Below are 17147 nucleotides of genomic sequence, written 5' to 3'. Positions count from 1 at the left end.
ATCACTAATTTTTTTAAAAAGGAGAATCAAAATGAATATTAATACGTCATACACGGTAGGTGCTTCAAACAATCAGAACCGAATAGACTATAAGGGTCAATCAGCTATTAAAAGTACAAATGAGGTGATGACCGAATCTGATAGACGAATGAAGATATTAGATGAAAAATATCAAAAAATAAATGAACAAAATAAACGTTTCGAAAATCCTCATGGTCATATACACGATAAGTATCGAAACCCACGCTCTCCTTATTTCAGGAGTGATCTAACTAAAGTAGAGAGAGAAGCTGCATATACGATGGAGATTGGCTGGGCTAATTCTGGAAAAGGAGGTCAATATGACTTTAATGACGCCATCTTCCGTAATGAAAAACGGTACGATCCTACGCAAGAAAGTGTAGAAAAGAAAATATTCAATCGTCAAAAAGTGAATGAACAATTACAAGATTTATTCTCTAAAAACGGTATAACCATTCCTGAAAACACAAATTTAACTTTTACCATTGACCCAAATCATTTCAAATTAGTGGTGGGTGGATCAACAGATGAAACGCTGACCAAACAAATAGAAGATCTATTAAATACAAGCAACAATACAAGAGAATTGTTTTTCCATATCATGAAAAGCAGATCTGAAGATTCTACTCAATTCACTCCTGATTCTCTTGCCAAATTCCACCTTGTTAATCAAATCAAAACGGTGACAGGCTACAATTTAAAAGATTTAAGTATTGTAAACGGTCAATTTGTAACGGATAAAGGGACGAATATTTTTGATATATACAAAGAAGATCTCCTGAAAAACCCATACACAGCAGAAAATGCACGAATTGCCGCTTCACATTACGGAGCACAGCTATTTGATCTAGCGAAAAACGGGTTTGATTCTATTCCCGATTTGGTGTTATCTATTGGTTATCAAAATGGGTCTTTACATGACATCGGACAAAAAGAAAATTATGGAGTGAAGAAAACGATAGATTAACAAAAGGTGAACGACAATAGATACAAATCCCATTAGCGACAATGAAGGACTCTATAACAATTGATGTTACAGAGTCTTTTCTATTGAGATGCGTTGGTTGGCTGTTCAACGAATCATCCTCATGGTAATTTTGACTATAGTCGATGTTTTTCACTTTTTTATTGATGAAAATGTTAAAATGATGAGTAGCGTATTTTTTTATGAAAGGACGGTGCTTGGCATGACGGAACTTCTCGATGACCGGCTGCCGCCGCAAAATATAGAAGCCGAGCAGGCCGTATTAGGTGCTGTTTTTTTAGAACCATCTGCGCTCACGCTCGCTTCTGAAGTATTAATTCCAGAGGATTTCTATAGAATGTCGCATCAAAAGATTTACAATGCGATGCTTGTACTTGGTGATAGAGGGGAACCGGTCGATCTTGTTACGGTGACTTCTGAACTGGCCAATACAGATTTACTAGAAGAGGTAGGCGGGATTTCGTATTTAACCGATATTGCGAACTCCGTCCCAACTGCCGCAAACATTGAATACTATGCAAAAATTGTAGAAGAGAAATCAATTTTAAGACGTCTGATCCGTACGGCGACAACCATTGCACAGGATGGATACACGCGTGAGGATGAAGTAGAGGATCTGTTGAGTGATGCTGAAAAGACCATTATGGAAGTGGCGCAGCGTAAAAACTCAGGAGCCTTCCAAAACATTAAGGACGTGCTTGTTCAGACATATGATAATATTGAACAGCTTCATAACCGAAAAGGCGATATCACAGGGATTCCAACAGGTTTCTCAGAGCTTGACCGGATGACAGCTGGATTCCAGCGAAATGACTTAATCATTGTCGCGGCTCGTCCATCAGTAGGAAAAACGGCTTTCGCATTGAACATCGCACAAAATGTTGCGACCAAAACGGACGAAAGTGTCGCCATCTTTAGTTTAGAGATGGGGGCTGAGCAGCTCGTCATGCGTATGCTTTGTGCAGAGGGGAATATCAATGCACAGAACCTAAGAACCGGTAACCTGACAGAAGAGGACTGGGGCAAGCTGACAATGGCGATGGGCTCGCTATCAAATAGTGGGATTTTCATTGACGATACACCTGGAATCAGAGTAAGTGAAATTCGCTCGAAATGCCGCCGTTTGAAGCAAGAAAACGGTCTTGGCATGATCCTGATTGACTATTTACAGCTCATTCAAGGGAGCGGACGATCAAGCGATAACCGTCAGCAAGAGGTTTCTGAAATCTCTAGGGCATTAAAATCACTGGCAAGGGAGCTTGAAGTTCCAGTTATTGCTTTGTCTCAGCTTTCACGTGGAGTAGAGCAGCGTCAGGACAAACGTCCGATGATGTCTGATATCCGTGAATCAGGAAGTATCGAGCAGGATGCCGATATCGTGGCATTCCTTTATCGTGATGATTACTACGACAAAGAATCAGAGAATAAGAACATTATTGAAATCATCATTGCCAAACAGCGTAACGGCCCAGTTGGTACAGTATCACTGGCGTTCGTCAAAGAATATAACAAATTCGTCAACCTGGAAAGAAGATTTGACGATGCGGGTGTTCCGCCCGGTGCTTAAAGCCCAGCTCAAGAAGCTGGGCTTTTTTTGATGGATCTACATCGAAAGAATGATTGAAAAACGATCGAAATGAGGAGGAGAGAAAGACAGAGAAATCGTATACTAAAAGGAGAAAAGGAGTGATGACTGATGAAATTCCAACAGTTCGAAGCCGCTCAATTACGCATCGCACGCCCAACCGTCAACATGGAAGAGGTTGTGTCCTTTTATGAAGAAGGCTTAGGGCTCAAACGAATAGGTTCTTTTGATCAGCATGAAGGGTATGATGGTGTCATGCTAGGACTTCCTCATCAGCATGTTCATTTAGAAATCACGAAGCATGAAGAAGAAGAAAGCCTGCCCGCTCCGCATCCAGAACAACTTCTTGTGTTCTATATTCCAGATGCTGAGGAATTTCAGCAAATGAAAGAGAGGTTGATCTCATTTGGCGGACGGCAAGTCACCTCTACAAATCCATATTGGGAACGGGGAGGAGCAACCATTGAAGATCCAGATGGGTATCGCATTGTGCTCATGAACACAGATGGAATCACCCCCGTTTAAAAAAAGACTCCCTTGCCCGGGAGTCTTTTCTGTTATGAACGAGGCGTGACACGCAGTTTCAGCTCTTTCAGTCCATACATGCTGCTGCTTGTCATCGGAACGTAAGAAAGGAGCTCTAACGCCTCATATCGTTCGATTAAAATCTTTATAGCTGTACATGCTTCAAGACGTGCCAGTGGTGCGCCAAGACAGAAATGGATGCCGTGCCCGAAACCAATATGAGGGTTAGGGTGGCGGTGTATATCGAATTCATGTGCGCTTGAAAATTGACGCTCATCTCGGTTGGCAGAAGCAAGAAACACAATCACATTGTCCCCCTTTTTCAACACTTCCCCTCCAAGCTCTGTATCTTTTGTGACATAACGGACGATCGTAGGAGCTGGTGCACGAAAACGGACGGCCTCTTCCACCGCACGTGGGATGAGTTCAGGTGATTGGGAGAGCGCTTCATACGCACCCGGCTGTTCTAACAAGCTGAAGATCATATTGGAGATCAAGTTGGTGGTTGTTTCGTTGCCGGCTAAAAGAAGAAGATTACAAAATGGAATTAGTTCATCCGCTGACAGTTTGTCTCCATTCTCCTCCGCTTGAATAATGAGGGAAATCAAATCATCACTGAGGTTGTGACGTTTCCTTTCAATGGTGTCTGCAAAAAACGCCATCATGTCAGCTTCTCCTTTGTCACGTGTTTTCTGCCATTCAGCTACATCCTCCTCATTTTCACTTTTAGGCATGCTGACGAGAATATCTGACCATTCTTTAAAGGATTGTTTATGCTCTGACGGCACACCTAAAAGCTCTGCAATGACAATGACAGGAAGCGGATAAGAGATGTCTTGCACTAGGTCAATCTCTTTTTTTCCTTCAAGTTGTGCCATGAGTTCATCCATCAATTCTTGAATACGAGGCTCCCACAATTTCATGACTCGAGGAGTAAAGGCTTTGCTGACAATGGAGCGGATACGAGTGTGATTGGGAGGGTCCATCATCACCATTGTTTTCATCAGTGAATGCTTCCGCTGGTTTTTAGGAGGCTGACTCGAAAAGGTATCTTTATCGATTGTCACACGTTTTGCTTCCTCGTAGGTGAATACACTCCACGTTCGGCTGGCTTCGTCAAAATGAACAGGTGATGTCTGGCGCATGTTGGCATACCAATCAAATGGGTGATACGGGTCCTGCTTGTTTTTTCCTCTTAATAACGTTTTTTGCACGGCACTTGGGGTCGTTGTTTCCATGATCATCACTCCTTATAGGTTGTCAGATGCTTCCTTTTTTTCATTGTGTTAGATTAAAGTTAATTCATCAGCCTTGAGGATTCAACCAACAGAAAAGCGAAATCTGTTGAAGAAAATAGGAAGGGGAGAGTGGCTTGTGGCGGACTGCTACAGAGGGGATAAGCGCGCAACGGAATCAAAACAGCAATTAAGAAAAGCATTATTTCAGTTATTAAGCGAGAAAGAATGGGGGAAGATTTCTGTACAGGATTTGACGAAAGTGGCGGGCATTCACCGCACGACCTTTTATCAGCATTATGAGGATAAATTTGATCTTGCCCAGCAGGTGATGGATGAGATGTTTGATGTGATGAAATGTGCCATTTTTGCGCCTGTACAAGAAGGTGATTTGGAAAAAGAACATGCAGCATATGTATATATTTTTCGATTTTATCAGCATTTGCAAGAACACGAAGAGGAGTATCAAATTCTCTTGAAACGAGGACGAGAGCTCAATATTCATGAAACGGTTCGTGCTTTTTTTGAAGAAAGCTTTTCTTTGGGGGTAAAGGGGGTCGCAGGCTCAAAACCTGATCCGCATCTCGTTCCTATCGACATGCAGAAGCAATTCGTCATTTCGGCTTACGTTGGAACAGCTGAATGGTGGCTGAGGACAGGGAGACCGTACTCACCTGATTTTATGGCAAGCTCGATGATTCATTTAATTGAAAATCAATAGAAAGTAAGAATAATCAAAATCGTTGTTTTTACTCAAAATCTCCCTTTTTAAGCGCTGAAGAAGTGATTAAAGCGCTTTTTCTCATATTTAAAACGAACAAAATTTGATTTCGAGATATTAATGTTCGGATTTCACGTTGACTTTTTCGTTTTGCATTGATAAAATAAATGTGTTTGAAAGAGATAACGTTTTGAAAGGTTAACGGAGGTGCACGATATGTCTTCAGTAGTCGTAGTAGGTACGCAGTGGGGTGACGAAGGGAAAGGGAAAATTACCGATTTCCTTTCAGAAAATGCAGAGGTGATTGCCCGTTATCAAGGGGGAAACAATGCAGGTCACACGATCAAATTTGATGGAGTGACTTACAAGCTACACCTCATTCCGTCCGGTATTTTTTATAAAGAAAAAACTTGTGTCATCGGTAATGGAATGGTGGTTGATCCTAAAGCGTTGGTCACTGAGCTTGCGTATCTTCACGAACGGAATGTGAGTACAGATAACCTCAGAATCAGCAATAGAGCCCATGTGATTTTGCCTTACCATTTAAAATTGGACGAGGTAGAAGAAGAGCGGAAAGGGGCTAACAAGATCGGTACGACGAAAAAAGGAATCGGACCAGCTTATATGGACAAAGCAGCTCGTATCGGTATCCGTGTCGCAGATCTATTAGATCGTGAAGTATTTGAAGAGAAGCTTGCACGTAATCTAGAAGAGAAAAATCGTCTTTTAGAGAAAATGTACGACGCAGAAGGCTTCAAGATTGAAGATATTTTAGACGAGTATTATGAATATGGCCAGCAAGTGAAAAAATATGTCGTGGACACATCTGTTGTCTTGAATGACGCACTAGATGAAGGCCGCCGCGTGCTATTTGAAGGAGCACAAGGTGTGATGCTTGATATCGATCAAGGGACATATCCATTTGTTACGTCATCTAACCCAGTGGCTGGAGGAGTGACGATTGGTTCTGGTGTAGGACCGACGAAAATTCAACATGTGGTCGGCGTGTCAAAAGCGTACACAACACGTGTTGGAGATGGCCCATTCCCGACAGAACTCCATGATGAAATTGGTGATCAAATCCGTGAGGTTGGCCGTGAATACGGTACAACAACTGGACGCCCGCGCCGTGTTGGCTGGTTTGACAGTGTTGTTGTCCGCCATGCTCGCCGTGTGAGCGGAATTACTGATCTATCTCTTAACTCAATTGATGTATTGACAGGGATTGAGAAATTGAAAATCTGTGTGGCTTATAAATTGAACGGAGAAATCACAGAAGAATTCCCAGCAAGTCTAAAGGAACTAGCGAAATGTGAGCCTGTCTACGAAGAAATGCCAGGATGGACAGAGGATATTACGGGCGTGAAGAATTTAAGCGAACTGCCTGAAAATGCCCGTCATTATTTAGAGCGCATTTCACAATTAACAGGTATTCCACTTTCCATTTTCTCAGTCGGTCCAGATCGTTCACAAACGAACGTTGTCCGCAGCGTATACCGTCCATAATCATAGACTGATCAGACACCAGTAAAATTGCACATTTTACTGGTGTCTTTTTGTTTAAATATTTCTTAATTTCAGTAGAACAGGCTTCCGACCATTACCAAAATATGATAACTGTATAGGGGGAAGGAGCGTTCTAGTGAAAGAAAGAATAAGATTATTAGATATTTTAAGAGGTTTTGCCATATTAGGTACATTGGGAACGAACGTCTGGTTTTTTGCGTATGCAGGGGATACCTTTGCGACAGATCAGATTGCAGATGAATATGAACATGGCAGTTTTCTAGAAAGCCTTGTTTCCATGTTCGTCTATGGGAAAATGCTCTCGTTGCTCACTATCATGTTCGGTGTAGGGCTAGAGCTGAAATACCAGCAGGCCAAAAGAAAAAACACGCCTTGGCCGGGTACATATTTATGGATTCTTTTATTTTTATTTATCGAAGGCTTTGTCCATTTTGCACTTGTGATGGAATATGATGTGCTCATGAGTTACGCTGTCACCGGTTTGCTTGTGGCATTTATTGTACGAGGAGGGAGCAAGCGTATCAAAAGAGGCATGATCTTCTCTGGAGTCATTCATCTGCTTGTTCTGTCCTGTCTGATGGTGTTTGCCCTCTCTGAAATGGACACCGCATCGTATGATCAAAGTAGTGAACCGGCGCTGGAAGAGAAGCTGCCAGAGACATGGATCTCGCAGGTTCAAGAACGATTACAACACTTTTTCATGTACCGTGAGGAAGCGATCTTTATCGTTCCAATGAACACATTTTTGTTTTTATTAGGGGTGCGGATGATGAGAGCCGGTGTATTTTATGCAAATGAACGCGGGCAATCTCTGCGGAAAAGATTATTCCGAATCGGTCTGTGGGTGGGTTTGCCGCTGAATGCACTTGTCTTCGTTCCGAACGAACTAGTGGAATTCGTTGTGCGCTATGCGTTTTCCCCATTCCTCTCTCTTTTCTATATCGCTGTCATTGCGAAGCTCTTGGCGCATACGGAGTCATGGTTCATGTGGAATTGGTTTGAATATGTAGGGAAAATGGCGCTCAGCTGTTACATCCTGCAAAATGTCATCTGCTCGGTTCTTTTTTATAGCTGGGGATTGGGTCTTGGCGGGCAAATCAACGCCCCTCTTATCATATTGGCATGGCTGCTCATTTCACTTCTGCAAATCGCCATATCAGCATGTTGTCTAAAGGTTTGGGGAATTGGTCCAATGGAATATATTCGTTCGCAGGCACTTCGCCGGGTGACGATGAAGAAAGCAGCATAAAGGGGAATCGTTACAATGTTTTTCAAAAAAAGTACGAAAAAAGAACAAGCGAATGCACATAAAGCAGCAGGACCGGCATTTATCTTTTATCTTCTCGCATTAGGAGGACATTCGCTGTACTCTTATTTCCAGGATGATAAACCACCCGTCACTTTTGTGATTCTCATGTCGGGTCTCCTTGTATTTTTCGCCGCAGACTGGATATATAATAAAAGGAATTCATAAAAGAAGCCCTCGTCATGAAGAAGCCCTCGTCATGAGGGCTTCTTTCTTATTTCACGCTTTTATATTGGCCTTTTAAGTTTTTGCGGATGTACTGAATGATTTTGCGCAGTTCGTTGGCATGCGGTCTGCCAAACGGACTTGTTTGTCTTTGCTGATAGAGGACTTGGCCCTTTTCGTTTAGTAAGAAATAGGCAGGTTCCCCGTGCACTCCGTGATCTTCATAAGGAGCATCTTCTCCGTGATAGTGGACTTCATATGCTTTTAATGAAGTGAGGTCCTTGTCAGACATGATTGGGAAGGATAGTCCTTCTTTATCGGCAAATTCCTTCAAGTCATCAGAATGATCCGTTGAAATCGCCATTAAGTGGATATCCTTGTCTTGAAAGTATGATTGCTGCTGTTCAAGCTCTTTCAATTCTTCTACACATACTGGGCACCATGAGCCTCTAAAGAAGACGATGAGGTGCCAGCTTTGATGCTCCTCTAAATGTTTGTGAAAATCAATATGTTCGCCCTGAATGGTTGGAAGTGAAAAATTGGGCATTTTATCTCCTAATTTAAATGAACTCATACTGCTTCCTCCTTTTTCAATCACAATGTCACTTGTTTCATGTATAACCAATTTCGGGCGGTCTAAAACGTTTCTATGTGCTTGAATAGGGAGTGATCATGAAAAGAGGCAGCAAAAATGAAGGCGGTTGCAAATAGAAGGGCTTTGGCATGAGATTTCAAATCCGACACTTTTTTTAAAAAAATGTCGAAAAACGTATTGCCATATGTAATTACTCTATGATATTATAAATCTCGTTGTTGCAAAGGTCTCTGAAACTTGTTAGGATGCGATGTTCCAGCTTTTTTAAAGCAATTGGTTTGACGCAATACAACTTCTTCAGAATTACTTTTCACAAACCGAGAGCCATTAGCTCAGTTGGTAGAGCATCTGACTTTTAATCAGAGGGTCGAAGGTTCGAGTCCTTCATGGCTCACCATGTATTGGCCCGTTGGTCAAGCGGTTAAGACACCGCCCTTTCACGGCGGTAACACGGGTTCGAATCCCGTACGGGTCATTGATTTACTTTAGCGTTAAGCTAATTTTTCCTCACTTGCTTGAAGGAGCACCACGATTGCTTTTTCGGGCAAGTTACTGAGGTCCGGTAGTTCAGTTGGTTAGAATGCCTGCCTGTCACGCAGGAGGTCGCGGGTTCGAGTCCCGTCCGGACCGCCATTTATACTTATTCATCTTTTTGATGATGGCTCGGTAGCTCAGTTGGTAGAGCAACGGACTGAAAATCCGTGTGTCGGCGGTTCGATTCCGTCCCGAGCCACTTCCAAACGCATCTGCAATCGCAGGTGCGTTTTTATTTTATGAAAAAAAGGCATAAAAAGGGAGAAGCCGGACCTAGGTAGGGCCCGGCTCCATAAGAAGAAGACGTTACATCTATATAGACGATTGGTGACTGGAAAAGTTTCGATAAAAAAGGAAAAAAGCTATCAATTTTTTTGAGAGGTGACTTCCTATCCAACGTTTACTAGAAAAGAAAGCCGTTATTATTTTTATCTTTGCCACGTAAAGCGTTATAATAGACAGTGAGCCTTTTTTGCTCAAATGAAAAAGGTCTGATGAGACATGCAAAAATGGAATGACATAGATGCTAAAAATGCAGGAGGAAATCACAATGGAAAAAAAGATTCTTGTCGTAGATGATGAAAAACCGATTGCTGATATATTGGAATTTAACTTAAGAAAAGAGGGCTATGAGGTTCATTGTGCATATGACGGCAATGAAGCCCTTGAAATGGTAGAAGAAATCAAACCGGACATTATTCTGCTCGACATTATGCTGCCGAACAAAGATGGCGTTGAGGTATGCCGTGAAGTGAGAAAGAAATATGACATGCCGATTATCATGCTGACAGCAAAAGACTCTGAAATTGATAAAGTCATCGGTCTTGAGCTTGGCGCAGATGATTATGTGACGAAGCCATTTAGCACGCGCGAGCTGCTTGCCCGTGTGAAAGCGAATTTGAGAAGACAAATTGCTACGCCGCAGACAGAGGAAGAATCTGAATCAAATGATATTGAAATTGGATCACTTGTCATTTATCCAGATGCGTATGTAGTGTCTAAGCGCGAGGAAACGATTGAATTGACGCACCGTGAGTTCGAATTGCTTCATTACTTAGCGAAACATATCGGACAGGTCATGACACGTGAGCACTTGCTGCAAACCGTTTGGGGCTACGATTACTTCGGGGATGTCCGTACAGTAGACGTCACCGTCCGCCGTCTTCGTGAGAAAATTGAAGACAACCCTAGCCACCCGAGCTGGATCGTGACAAGACGAGGCGTCGGCTACTATTTAAGAAACCCAGAGCAGGACTAAGATTCTTATGAATAAAGTAGGTTTTTTTCGCTCGATTCACTTTAAATTGACCTTAATTTACGTGCTGCTGATCATCGTCGCCATGCAGATCATTGGCGTGTACTTTGTGAAGCAGCTAGAGCAGTCCTTAATTAATTCATATGATAATTCCTTGAATCAGCGAATCTACTCGTTATCGTATTACCTAGAACAAGATTCATCGAAAAGCAAGGCAGAATTAAAAGAGGATGCTCAAAAGATATTAAACGACTTTAACAACAAAGATGAGTCTAATGAAATTTCTGAAGTCAGCTATATTGATGAAAGCAGAGAGGTGATTGCCTCTGTGAATAACGGCAGTCAGGAGATTGCCGGCAAGAAAATCACAGATCAAATCATTAGCCGTATTTTCGCAGTAGGCAAAGACTATGAAAAGAAATTCTATGACCCAGAATCAAATAAACGGGTGCGTATCTCTGCGACAGCCGTGAAAAATGAAAACCAAGAAACTGTCGGTGTGATTTATGTTGTGTCTTCGATGGAGAGCGTGTTTAACCAAATGCGAACCATTAACACCATTTTGGCAACTGGCACACTGATCGCACTTGGGACGACCGCACTACTTGGAATTTTCATCTTTAGAACAATCACTCATCCTATTTCGGATATGAGGAAGCAAGCGATCGAGCTCGCCAAAGGGAACTTTTCCAGAAAGGTTCGAAAGTATGGACATGACGAGATTGGCCAGCTTGCGACGACCTTTAACCATCTGACGAGAGAGCTGGAGGAAGCGCAGCTGATGACGGAGGGTGAGCGAAAGAAGCTTTCTTCTGTCATTGCCTATATGACAGATGGCGTCATCGCCACGAATCAAAACGGTGCCATTATTCTATTAAACAGCCCGGCATTAGAGCTGTTAAATGTTTCACGTGAAACAGCACTAGAGATGCCGATCACGTCCTTACTGGGCCTCGAGGACACGCATACCTTTGAAGATTTAGTCGAAAATCAAGATTCCATGCTGATAGAAATCGAACGCGAAGATCAGCTGTCTGTTTTGCGTGTCAATTTCTCAGTGATTCAGAAAGAGCATAGGAAGATTGATGGTTTAATTGCGGTCATTTATGACGTCACAGAGCAGGAGAAAATCGATGCAGAACGCCGTGAATTCGTCGCAAACGTATCACATGAGCTGCGCACACCGCTAACGACGATGCGAAGCTATCTTGAGGCACTGGCTGAAGGCGCAATTGGTGATAAAGAGCTTGCGCCAAGGTTCCTCAGTGTCACGCAAAATGAAACAGAGCGTATGATCCGGCTTGTTAATGACCTGCTGCAGCTGTCTAAGTTCGACAGCAAGGATTATCAATTCAACCGTGAGTGGACGAATTTTATCAGATTTATCTCATTGGTCATTGATCGTTTTGAAATGACAAAGGAGCAGCATGTCGAGTTTATTCGCAATCTTCCGCAACGTGAAATATATGTGGAAATTGATCAAGATAAAATCACACAAGTGCTCGATAATATCATTTCCAATGCTATGAAATACTCGCCAGAGGGTGGACATATCATGTTTACCGTTGATCTGGATGAGGAGAATGGCCTTGTATTATTCAGCGTCAAAGATGAAGGGATCGGTATTCCGAAGAAGGATATGGATAAAATCTTTGAACGTTTTTATCGAGTGGATAAGGCGAGAACAAGAAAACTTGGCGGAACCGGCCTAGGCCTTGCGATTGCAAAAGAAATGGTTCAGGCTCATGGCGGAGATATTTGGGCTGACAGCATTGAAGGAAAAGGAACAACAGTGACCTTTACCCTTCCGTACAATGAAGAACAAGAGGATGATTGGGATGAAGCGTGAGACCTTTAAAACCATAATATTGACAATCCTAATTGCGATCAGTCTTGTGTTTACGTGGAATATTTGGATGTTCCAGCCCGTCATGCAGGACCAGGCAGATGCCGGCACTCAGGTCGTGGAAACGAAGAAGATTTCAAGCGATGAGCCTAGAAGCCTCATTGATGTCGTGAAGCCGCGGGAGATGTTCATCCATTCAAATGGGGAGCATTTTAAAGTGGATCAAAAGGAACTCTTTCAAAACTTCTGGAATGATGTGAGCCTTTGGGATGTGAAAGAGATTTCGGATGTGTCAGATCAATATTCGGAGCAGAAATTTAAGAATTTCTTCTATGGAAGCGGAGGACAGGGGAAGACATTGGATCTTGTGTTCAATGACCCGATTCCGATTGATATTTTCCAAGCGTTGTTTAAATGGCCGAATAAGTCCATTGAATACAATTCGTTTGACCGGATGATTGTGCCGTTCTCCCAGCAGGACAAGGCCAATAAGAAAGTTTATTTGGTTTCATACAGCAAGGAAACGGTGCTTGAGCTGACAATAGAATCCGCTAACTATCGGAATCTCATGGACAGTATCGCAGCCGCTCAAAACGAGATGCCGCACTATGATCTCTATACATTCTCAGCGAATTCGAAACGAGATTTCCTCCTTCCGAGAAAGCAAAAGCAGCTTGAAGCAAAAATGTTCTTTATCGAAACGATTAAGACAAGCAAATTCAAGGACGCTTTGTTTACGGATCCGAGTCTAGTCGGCGAGGAGTCTAATTTAAACCGAACGGTGTACACAGATGGCACAAGCCGCCTTGAAGCCAATCAAAAAGACCACCGCATCCAATATCAACATCGCAATATCAACAGCAGCACCGTTTTCCAAACGGGCGATTTGATCAAGCGAAGTGTGAAGTATTTCAATGATACGGGGAGCTTTACCGATGACTATCAATACTTTGGCATCAATAGCAACCAGCAGCTTTCCTTTAATATGTTTATGGATGGCCTACCGATCGTCAACAGTACAAAGCACCCATTTGGGATGACCTCTCTTGAAGTACAGTGGGCGAATGACGACATCTTGAATTACAAGCGTCCAAACTATATTCTAGGCAACAAAGCGAGTCAGAGCGAACAGGTCAAGCTGATGAATGGGACAGAGCTGAAAGACTTAATCGTCAAGCAGACGAAATATGATGACCTTGAGAAAATTGAACAAATTTTCCCGGCCTATCAAGCTGCTTCCACCGCATCAGATCAAGATCAAGCGATGTTTGTCTGGCTGGAGCCAGTATGGTGCATGAAATACAATGGCAAAACCGTGATTCTATCGCATGATTTGTTGACAGAGGGGAGCGAGAATCATGGAGTGGAATAAGACCAAAACGATCTTTATCCTAGCCTTTCTCGTTCTCGATATCTTTCTAGGTTTTCAATACTTTGAAAAACGATCAACCGATCATTTTGCGATTATCGAAAAAACGGATACGCTGGAAGAAATGAAGGCAGACGGGATCAAATATGGCAATCTATCAGATGAAGCGAAGATTGGCTATCGCATTACAGCTGAAAAGAAGCAATATACGAAAAAGGATGTTGACGAATTAGCTGATCAAAAGGCGAAAAGCACATTCCCGAAAAGAGACAAAGATGATCCTGTCACGCTGCTTGAAATGACTTTCAATAAACCAGTGGCCTTGCCGAAAAAAGATATGAAAACAGCGGCGGCAAACCTTGTGAACCAGCGTTTGCTGGATGGGAAGAATTATAAGCTGTGGAGTATTGATGAAGAGACAGGGAAAATCGTCTTTTTCCAAACGTATAAAGGGAAATACATTTTCCAAGAGGGGCTTGATGACTCCGAAACCATCGGAAAAATCACCCTAGATCTAAATGATAAAAACGAGGTCGTATCGTATCAGCAGTCGATGGTGACATCGATTAATGAAGTGAGAAAAGAAACCCTAGTGCCAGCGCTTGAAACTGTGAAGGATTTATATACGCAAAACATGCTGAGCCAAAACACGACCGTGAAAAAGGTAGAGCTGGGCTACTATACGCAATACCCAGGTGCAAGCACGCAGGTCATGGTGCCTGTATGGCGAGTCGAGCTTGAAGGCGTATCAGCTAGTTCAAAGAAAAAGACAGAAGAAGAATATTTGATCAATGCCATTGATGGCTCAACACTTGATCATATAGAGAAAGATGACAAATCCTCAATGGAGTGAGAGAACATGAGCTTGCAGTTCAGTGTACTAGCGAGCGGAAGTACGGGGAACGCTTTTTATTTAGAAACAGACGAGCATGCCTTTTTAGTGGATGCTGGGTTAAGCGGCAAACAGATGGTCGAGCTGCTTGGTCAAATCGACCGCAAGCCTGAGGACTTGGACGGCATTTTTGTGACACACGAGCACTCAGATCATATTAAAGGGCTCGGTGTCATGGCAAGAAAGTACAAGCTCCCTGTCTATGCAAATGCGAAAACATGGAAGGCGATGGAGACTCATATCGGGAAGATTGACACAGAGCAAAAATTCCATTTTGATATGGAAACCGTCCAATCCTTTGGCGGTCTCGATGTTGAGTCCTTTGGCGTCTCACATGATGCGGCTGAGCCCATGTTTTACGTGTTCCATTATGGCGGGCGCAAACTTGCCCTAATGACGGATACAGGCTATGTGAGTGATCGTATGAAAGGCATCATTCAGTCAGCCAATACATTTGTATTTGAGAGCAATCATGATGTCGGCATGCTGCAAATGGGCCGATACCCGTGGAGCATTAAGCGCAGAATTCTGAGCGATGTCGGACATGTATCAAATGAAGATGCGGCTCTTGCGATGACAGATGTGATTGGAGATGCCACCTCACGCATTTACTTGGCTCACTTGAGTCAAGACAACAACATGAAGGATTTGGCCCGTATGGCGGTCCAGCAGACGCTTGAGATGAAAGGCTTTGTTGTCGGGGATGGCTTTGATTTATATGATACGGACCCGAAAAAAGCAACCCCGCTTTGCGCCGTATGATTTTTACAATCGTATGATTAAGATAAGGGCTTCTTACCAACACTATATACATCATCTATTCACTGAAAGGAAGGAAACATAGTGGATTATCGCGATGTAGAGTGGAAGCCGAGACGAAGCAGAAAAGGATATTTCCTATCTGGTCTGATCGGTGTATTGGTAGGAGCTTTTTTAATGGGATTCTTTTTCCCCTATGTGTCAGGACAGAGCGGCAGTCCCTTTGGGTGGCAGCAGAACGGAGATGAGCAAGCAGCACAGGGCCCTTTAAAGACCGTCAATGTGAACGTCAATGATGCGGTCACAAAAGTCGTATCGAATATGTCGGATACGGTTGTCGGCGTTATTAATATCCAAAAGTCGAGCTTTTGGGAAGAAGGCGGAGAGGCAGGCAGCGGGTCAGGTGTGATTTATAAGAAAAAGGGTGACACCTTTTATATTGTGACCAACCATCACGTCATCAAAGGTGCCAATCAGCTTGAGGTGAGTCTTCAGGATGGGACAAGAATTGGAGCCAATCTTGTCGGAAGTGATCAGCTTATGGATTTAGCGGTTCTCACCGTCAAAAGTGATAAGATCAAGCAAACCGCTGCTTTTGGCAATTCAGATCATGTGAAGCCCGGTGAGCCTGTAATCGCCATTGGAAATCCTTTAGGGCTTGAATTCGCAGGCTCTGTCACACAAGGTGTCATTTCAGGAACGGAACGTGCGATTCCTGTAGACTCGAATGGAGACGGACAGGCGGATTGGAATGCGGAGGTACTGCAAACAGATGCCGCCATCAATCCAGGGAACAGCGGTGGTGCCTTGATCAATATGGACGGAAAAGTGATCGGCATCAACTCAATGAAGATTGCTGAATCAGAGGTAGAAGGCATCGGGCTGTCTATCCCGGCAAACCTCGTCATCCCTGTCATAGAAGACTTAGAGCGCTACGGAGAGGTGAAGCGTCCGTATCTAGGCGTTGGCATGAAATCATTAGCTGATATTGCGAGCTATCACTGGCAGGAAACGTTGAAGCTGCCGTCTAACGTCACATCAGGGGTTGTCGTGATGAGTGTCGAGCCTTTGTCTCCGGCAGGAAAAGCGGGACTAAAAGAGCTGGATGTCGTCACTTTCTTTGATGGCAAGAGTGTACAGAATATCGTAGACCTTCGTAAGTATTTATATCAAAAGAAAGTTGGCGACAAGGTAAAGGTGCAGTTTTACCGAAGTGGAAAGAAAAAATCTGTAGAGATCAAACTTTCTCAAACCGACCGATTCGGCGGCTAACCAGTTCCTTGATGGGACTGGTTTTTTTTGCATGCTCATCATATGATGGAGGAAAGGGGGCGGTACGATTGGTTACACTACAACCAATGTCACAAACGGATTACGATGTATTGATGGAGAAGGCCATTCAGCGGTACGCAGAAGAAAAGGTACTCGCAGGGACTTGGGAGAAGGAAGAATCACTTGCAAACGCCGAAGAACAATTTGATCGGCTACTTCCCGAAGGTCTACAGACAGAGCATCATGAGCTCTGGAATTTCTTAAATGGGGAAGAAGCGATTGGCTGGGTTTGGCTTTGTTATGACCCGAATCACCCTCAGCAGGAAGGATTCATTTATAACTTTATTTTATTCGAAGCCTATCGAGGCAAAGGCTTTGCAAAGCAGGCCATTGCTGCATTAGAGGAGCAAGCAAAGTCATTAGGAGTGCAGAAACTCTCGCTTCATGTTTTTGCTCACAATCAAATTGCCCGTTCACTGTACGAGAAGACCGGATTTGCAGAAACTGGAATCTATATGAGTAAACCTTTATAAAAAAGAAGAAGTACCGTGCGGA

The 17147-nt window shown here is 43.2% G+C and carries 16 protein-coding genes and 4 tRNA genes; 18 read left to right on the top strand and 2 right to left on the bottom strand.

Annotation, left to right across the window (positions count from 1 at the left end):
- Positions 1–31: 31 nt before the first annotated feature.
- From MHI33_RS21500 to MHI33_RS21490, 3 genes are all read left to right on the top strand, one after another.
- A complete protein-coding gene (locus MHI33_RS21500) occupies positions 32–988 on the top strand; it encodes a DUF4885 family protein (RefSeq protein ID WP_113767965.1) in 957 nt (318 codons plus the stop codon).
- A gap of 220 nt (positions 989–1208) precedes the next feature.
- Positions 1209–2573 (top strand): replicative DNA helicase, encoded by a 1365-nt coding sequence (gene dnaB / locus MHI33_RS21495; RefSeq protein ID WP_003214779.1) that lies wholly within the window; start codon positions 1209–1211, stop codon positions 2571–2573.
- 129 nt (positions 2574–2702) lie between these two features.
- On the top strand, positions 2703–3116 hold the full coding sequence (locus MHI33_RS21490; RefSeq protein ID WP_044139061.1) for a VOC family protein: 414 nt from the start codon (positions 2703–2705) through the stop codon (positions 3114–3116).
- 32 nt (positions 3117–3148) lie between these two features.
- On the opposite strand, the gene MHI33_RS21485 is transcribed toward MHI33_RS21490, so the two are convergent.
- Positions 3149–4354, bottom strand: coding sequence for a cytochrome P450 (locus tag MHI33_RS21485; RefSeq protein ID WP_340913709.1), 1206 nt, complete (start codon positions 4352–4354; stop codon positions 3149–3151).
- 136 nt (positions 4355–4490) lie between these two features.
- Here MHI33_RS21485 and MHI33_RS21480 point away from each other — a divergent pair, with 136 nt between their 5' ends.
- The 4 genes from MHI33_RS21480 to MHI33_RS21465 all read left to right on the top strand — a co-directional run bounded on the left by MHI33_RS21480 (position 4491) and on the right by MHI33_RS21465 (position 8073).
- A complete protein-coding gene (locus tag MHI33_RS21480; protein WP_113767963.1) occupies positions 4491–5072 on the top strand; it encodes a TetR/AcrR family transcriptional regulator in 582 nt (193 codons plus the stop codon).
- A 216-nt stretch (positions 5073–5288) separates the two neighbouring features.
- Positions 5289–6578, top strand: a complete 1290-nt coding sequence (locus MHI33_RS21475) for an adenylosuccinate synthase (RefSeq protein ID WP_113767962.1) — start codon at positions 5289–5291, stop codon at positions 6576–6578.
- A 136-nt stretch (positions 6579–6714) separates the two neighbouring features.
- Positions 6715–7848: a DUF418 domain-containing protein gene (locus tag MHI33_RS21470; protein WP_065097596.1), complete on the top strand. Its 1134-nt coding sequence runs from the start codon at positions 6715–6717 to the stop codon at positions 7846–7848.
- A 15-nt stretch (positions 7849–7863) separates the two neighbouring features.
- Entirely contained in the window at positions 7864–8073 is a 210-nt protein-coding gene (locus MHI33_RS21465; protein ID WP_065097597.1) for a hypothetical protein, read from the top strand.
- 46 nt (positions 8074–8119) lie between these two features.
- Here MHI33_RS21465 and MHI33_RS21460 read toward each other — a convergent pair whose 3' ends face one another.
- Positions 8120–8644, bottom strand: a complete 525-nt coding sequence (locus MHI33_RS21460; protein WP_012011881.1) for a peroxiredoxin family protein — start codon at positions 8642–8644, stop codon at positions 8120–8122.
- A 342-nt stretch (positions 8645–8986) separates the two neighbouring features.
- Here MHI33_RS21460 and MHI33_RS21455 point away from each other — a divergent pair.
- From MHI33_RS21455 to MHI33_RS21405, 11 genes are all read left to right on the top strand, one after another.
- Positions 8987–9062 (top strand) — tRNA-Lys (locus MHI33_RS21455).
- A 6-nt stretch (positions 9063–9068) separates the two neighbouring features.
- Positions 9069–9140 (top strand) — tRNA-Glu (locus MHI33_RS21450).
- Positions 9141–9221: 81 nt separating this feature from the next.
- A tRNA-Asp gene (locus MHI33_RS21445) sits at positions 9222–9298 on the top strand.
- A 27-nt stretch (positions 9299–9325) separates the two neighbouring features.
- Positions 9326–9398: transfer RNA gene (locus MHI33_RS21440), tRNA-Phe, on the top strand.
- A 351-nt stretch (positions 9399–9749) separates the two neighbouring features.
- On the top strand, positions 9750–10457 hold the full coding sequence (gene yycF, locus MHI33_RS21435) for a response regulator YycF (protein WP_003215017.1): 708 nt from the start codon (positions 9750–9752) through the stop codon (positions 10455–10457).
- A gap of 7 nt (positions 10458–10464) precedes the next feature.
- A complete protein-coding gene (walK, locus tag MHI33_RS21430; RefSeq protein WP_340913701.1) occupies positions 10465–12303 on the top strand; it encodes a cell wall metabolism sensor histidine kinase WalK in 1839 nt (612 codons plus the stop codon).
- On the top strand, positions 12293–13672 hold the full coding sequence (gene yycH, locus MHI33_RS21425; RefSeq protein ID WP_268484109.1) for a two-component system activity regulator YycH: 1380 nt from the start codon (positions 12293–12295) through the stop codon (positions 13670–13672). Before walK ends, yycH begins: the two co-directional genes overlap by 11 nt.
- Complete coding sequence (locus MHI33_RS21420; protein WP_003215210.1) at positions 13659–14522, top strand: two-component system regulatory protein YycI; 864 nt, start codon at positions 13659–13661, stop codon at positions 14520–14522. Before yycH ends, MHI33_RS21420 begins: the two co-directional genes overlap by 14 nt.
- Positions 14523–14528: 6 nt before the next feature.
- Complete coding sequence (locus MHI33_RS21415) at positions 14529–15323, top strand: MBL fold metallo-hydrolase (RefSeq protein WP_044139071.1); 795 nt, start codon at positions 14529–14531, stop codon at positions 15321–15323.
- Between the two features lie 81 nt (positions 15324–15404).
- Positions 15405–16592: a S1C family serine protease gene (locus tag MHI33_RS21410; RefSeq protein WP_340913696.1), complete on the top strand. Its 1188-nt coding sequence runs from the start codon at positions 15405–15407 to the stop codon at positions 16590–16592.
- Positions 16593–16660: 68 nt separating this feature from the next.
- The gene (locus MHI33_RS21405; protein ID WP_106033075.1) at positions 16661–17125 is read left to right on the top strand and encodes a GNAT family N-acetyltransferase; all 465 of its coding nucleotides are present in this window, start codon (positions 16661–16663) and stop codon (positions 17123–17125) included.
- Positions 17126–17147 lie beyond the last annotated feature (22 nt).

This window comes from Bacillus sp. FSL K6-2971 (genome assembly GCF_038006405.1).
GTDB classification, from domain to species: Bacteria; Bacillota; Bacilli; order Bacillales; family Bacillaceae; genus Bacillus; species Bacillus pumilus.
Note: the sequence above shows the minus strand (reverse complement) of the source record. Positions and strands in the feature narration are given on the sequence as shown.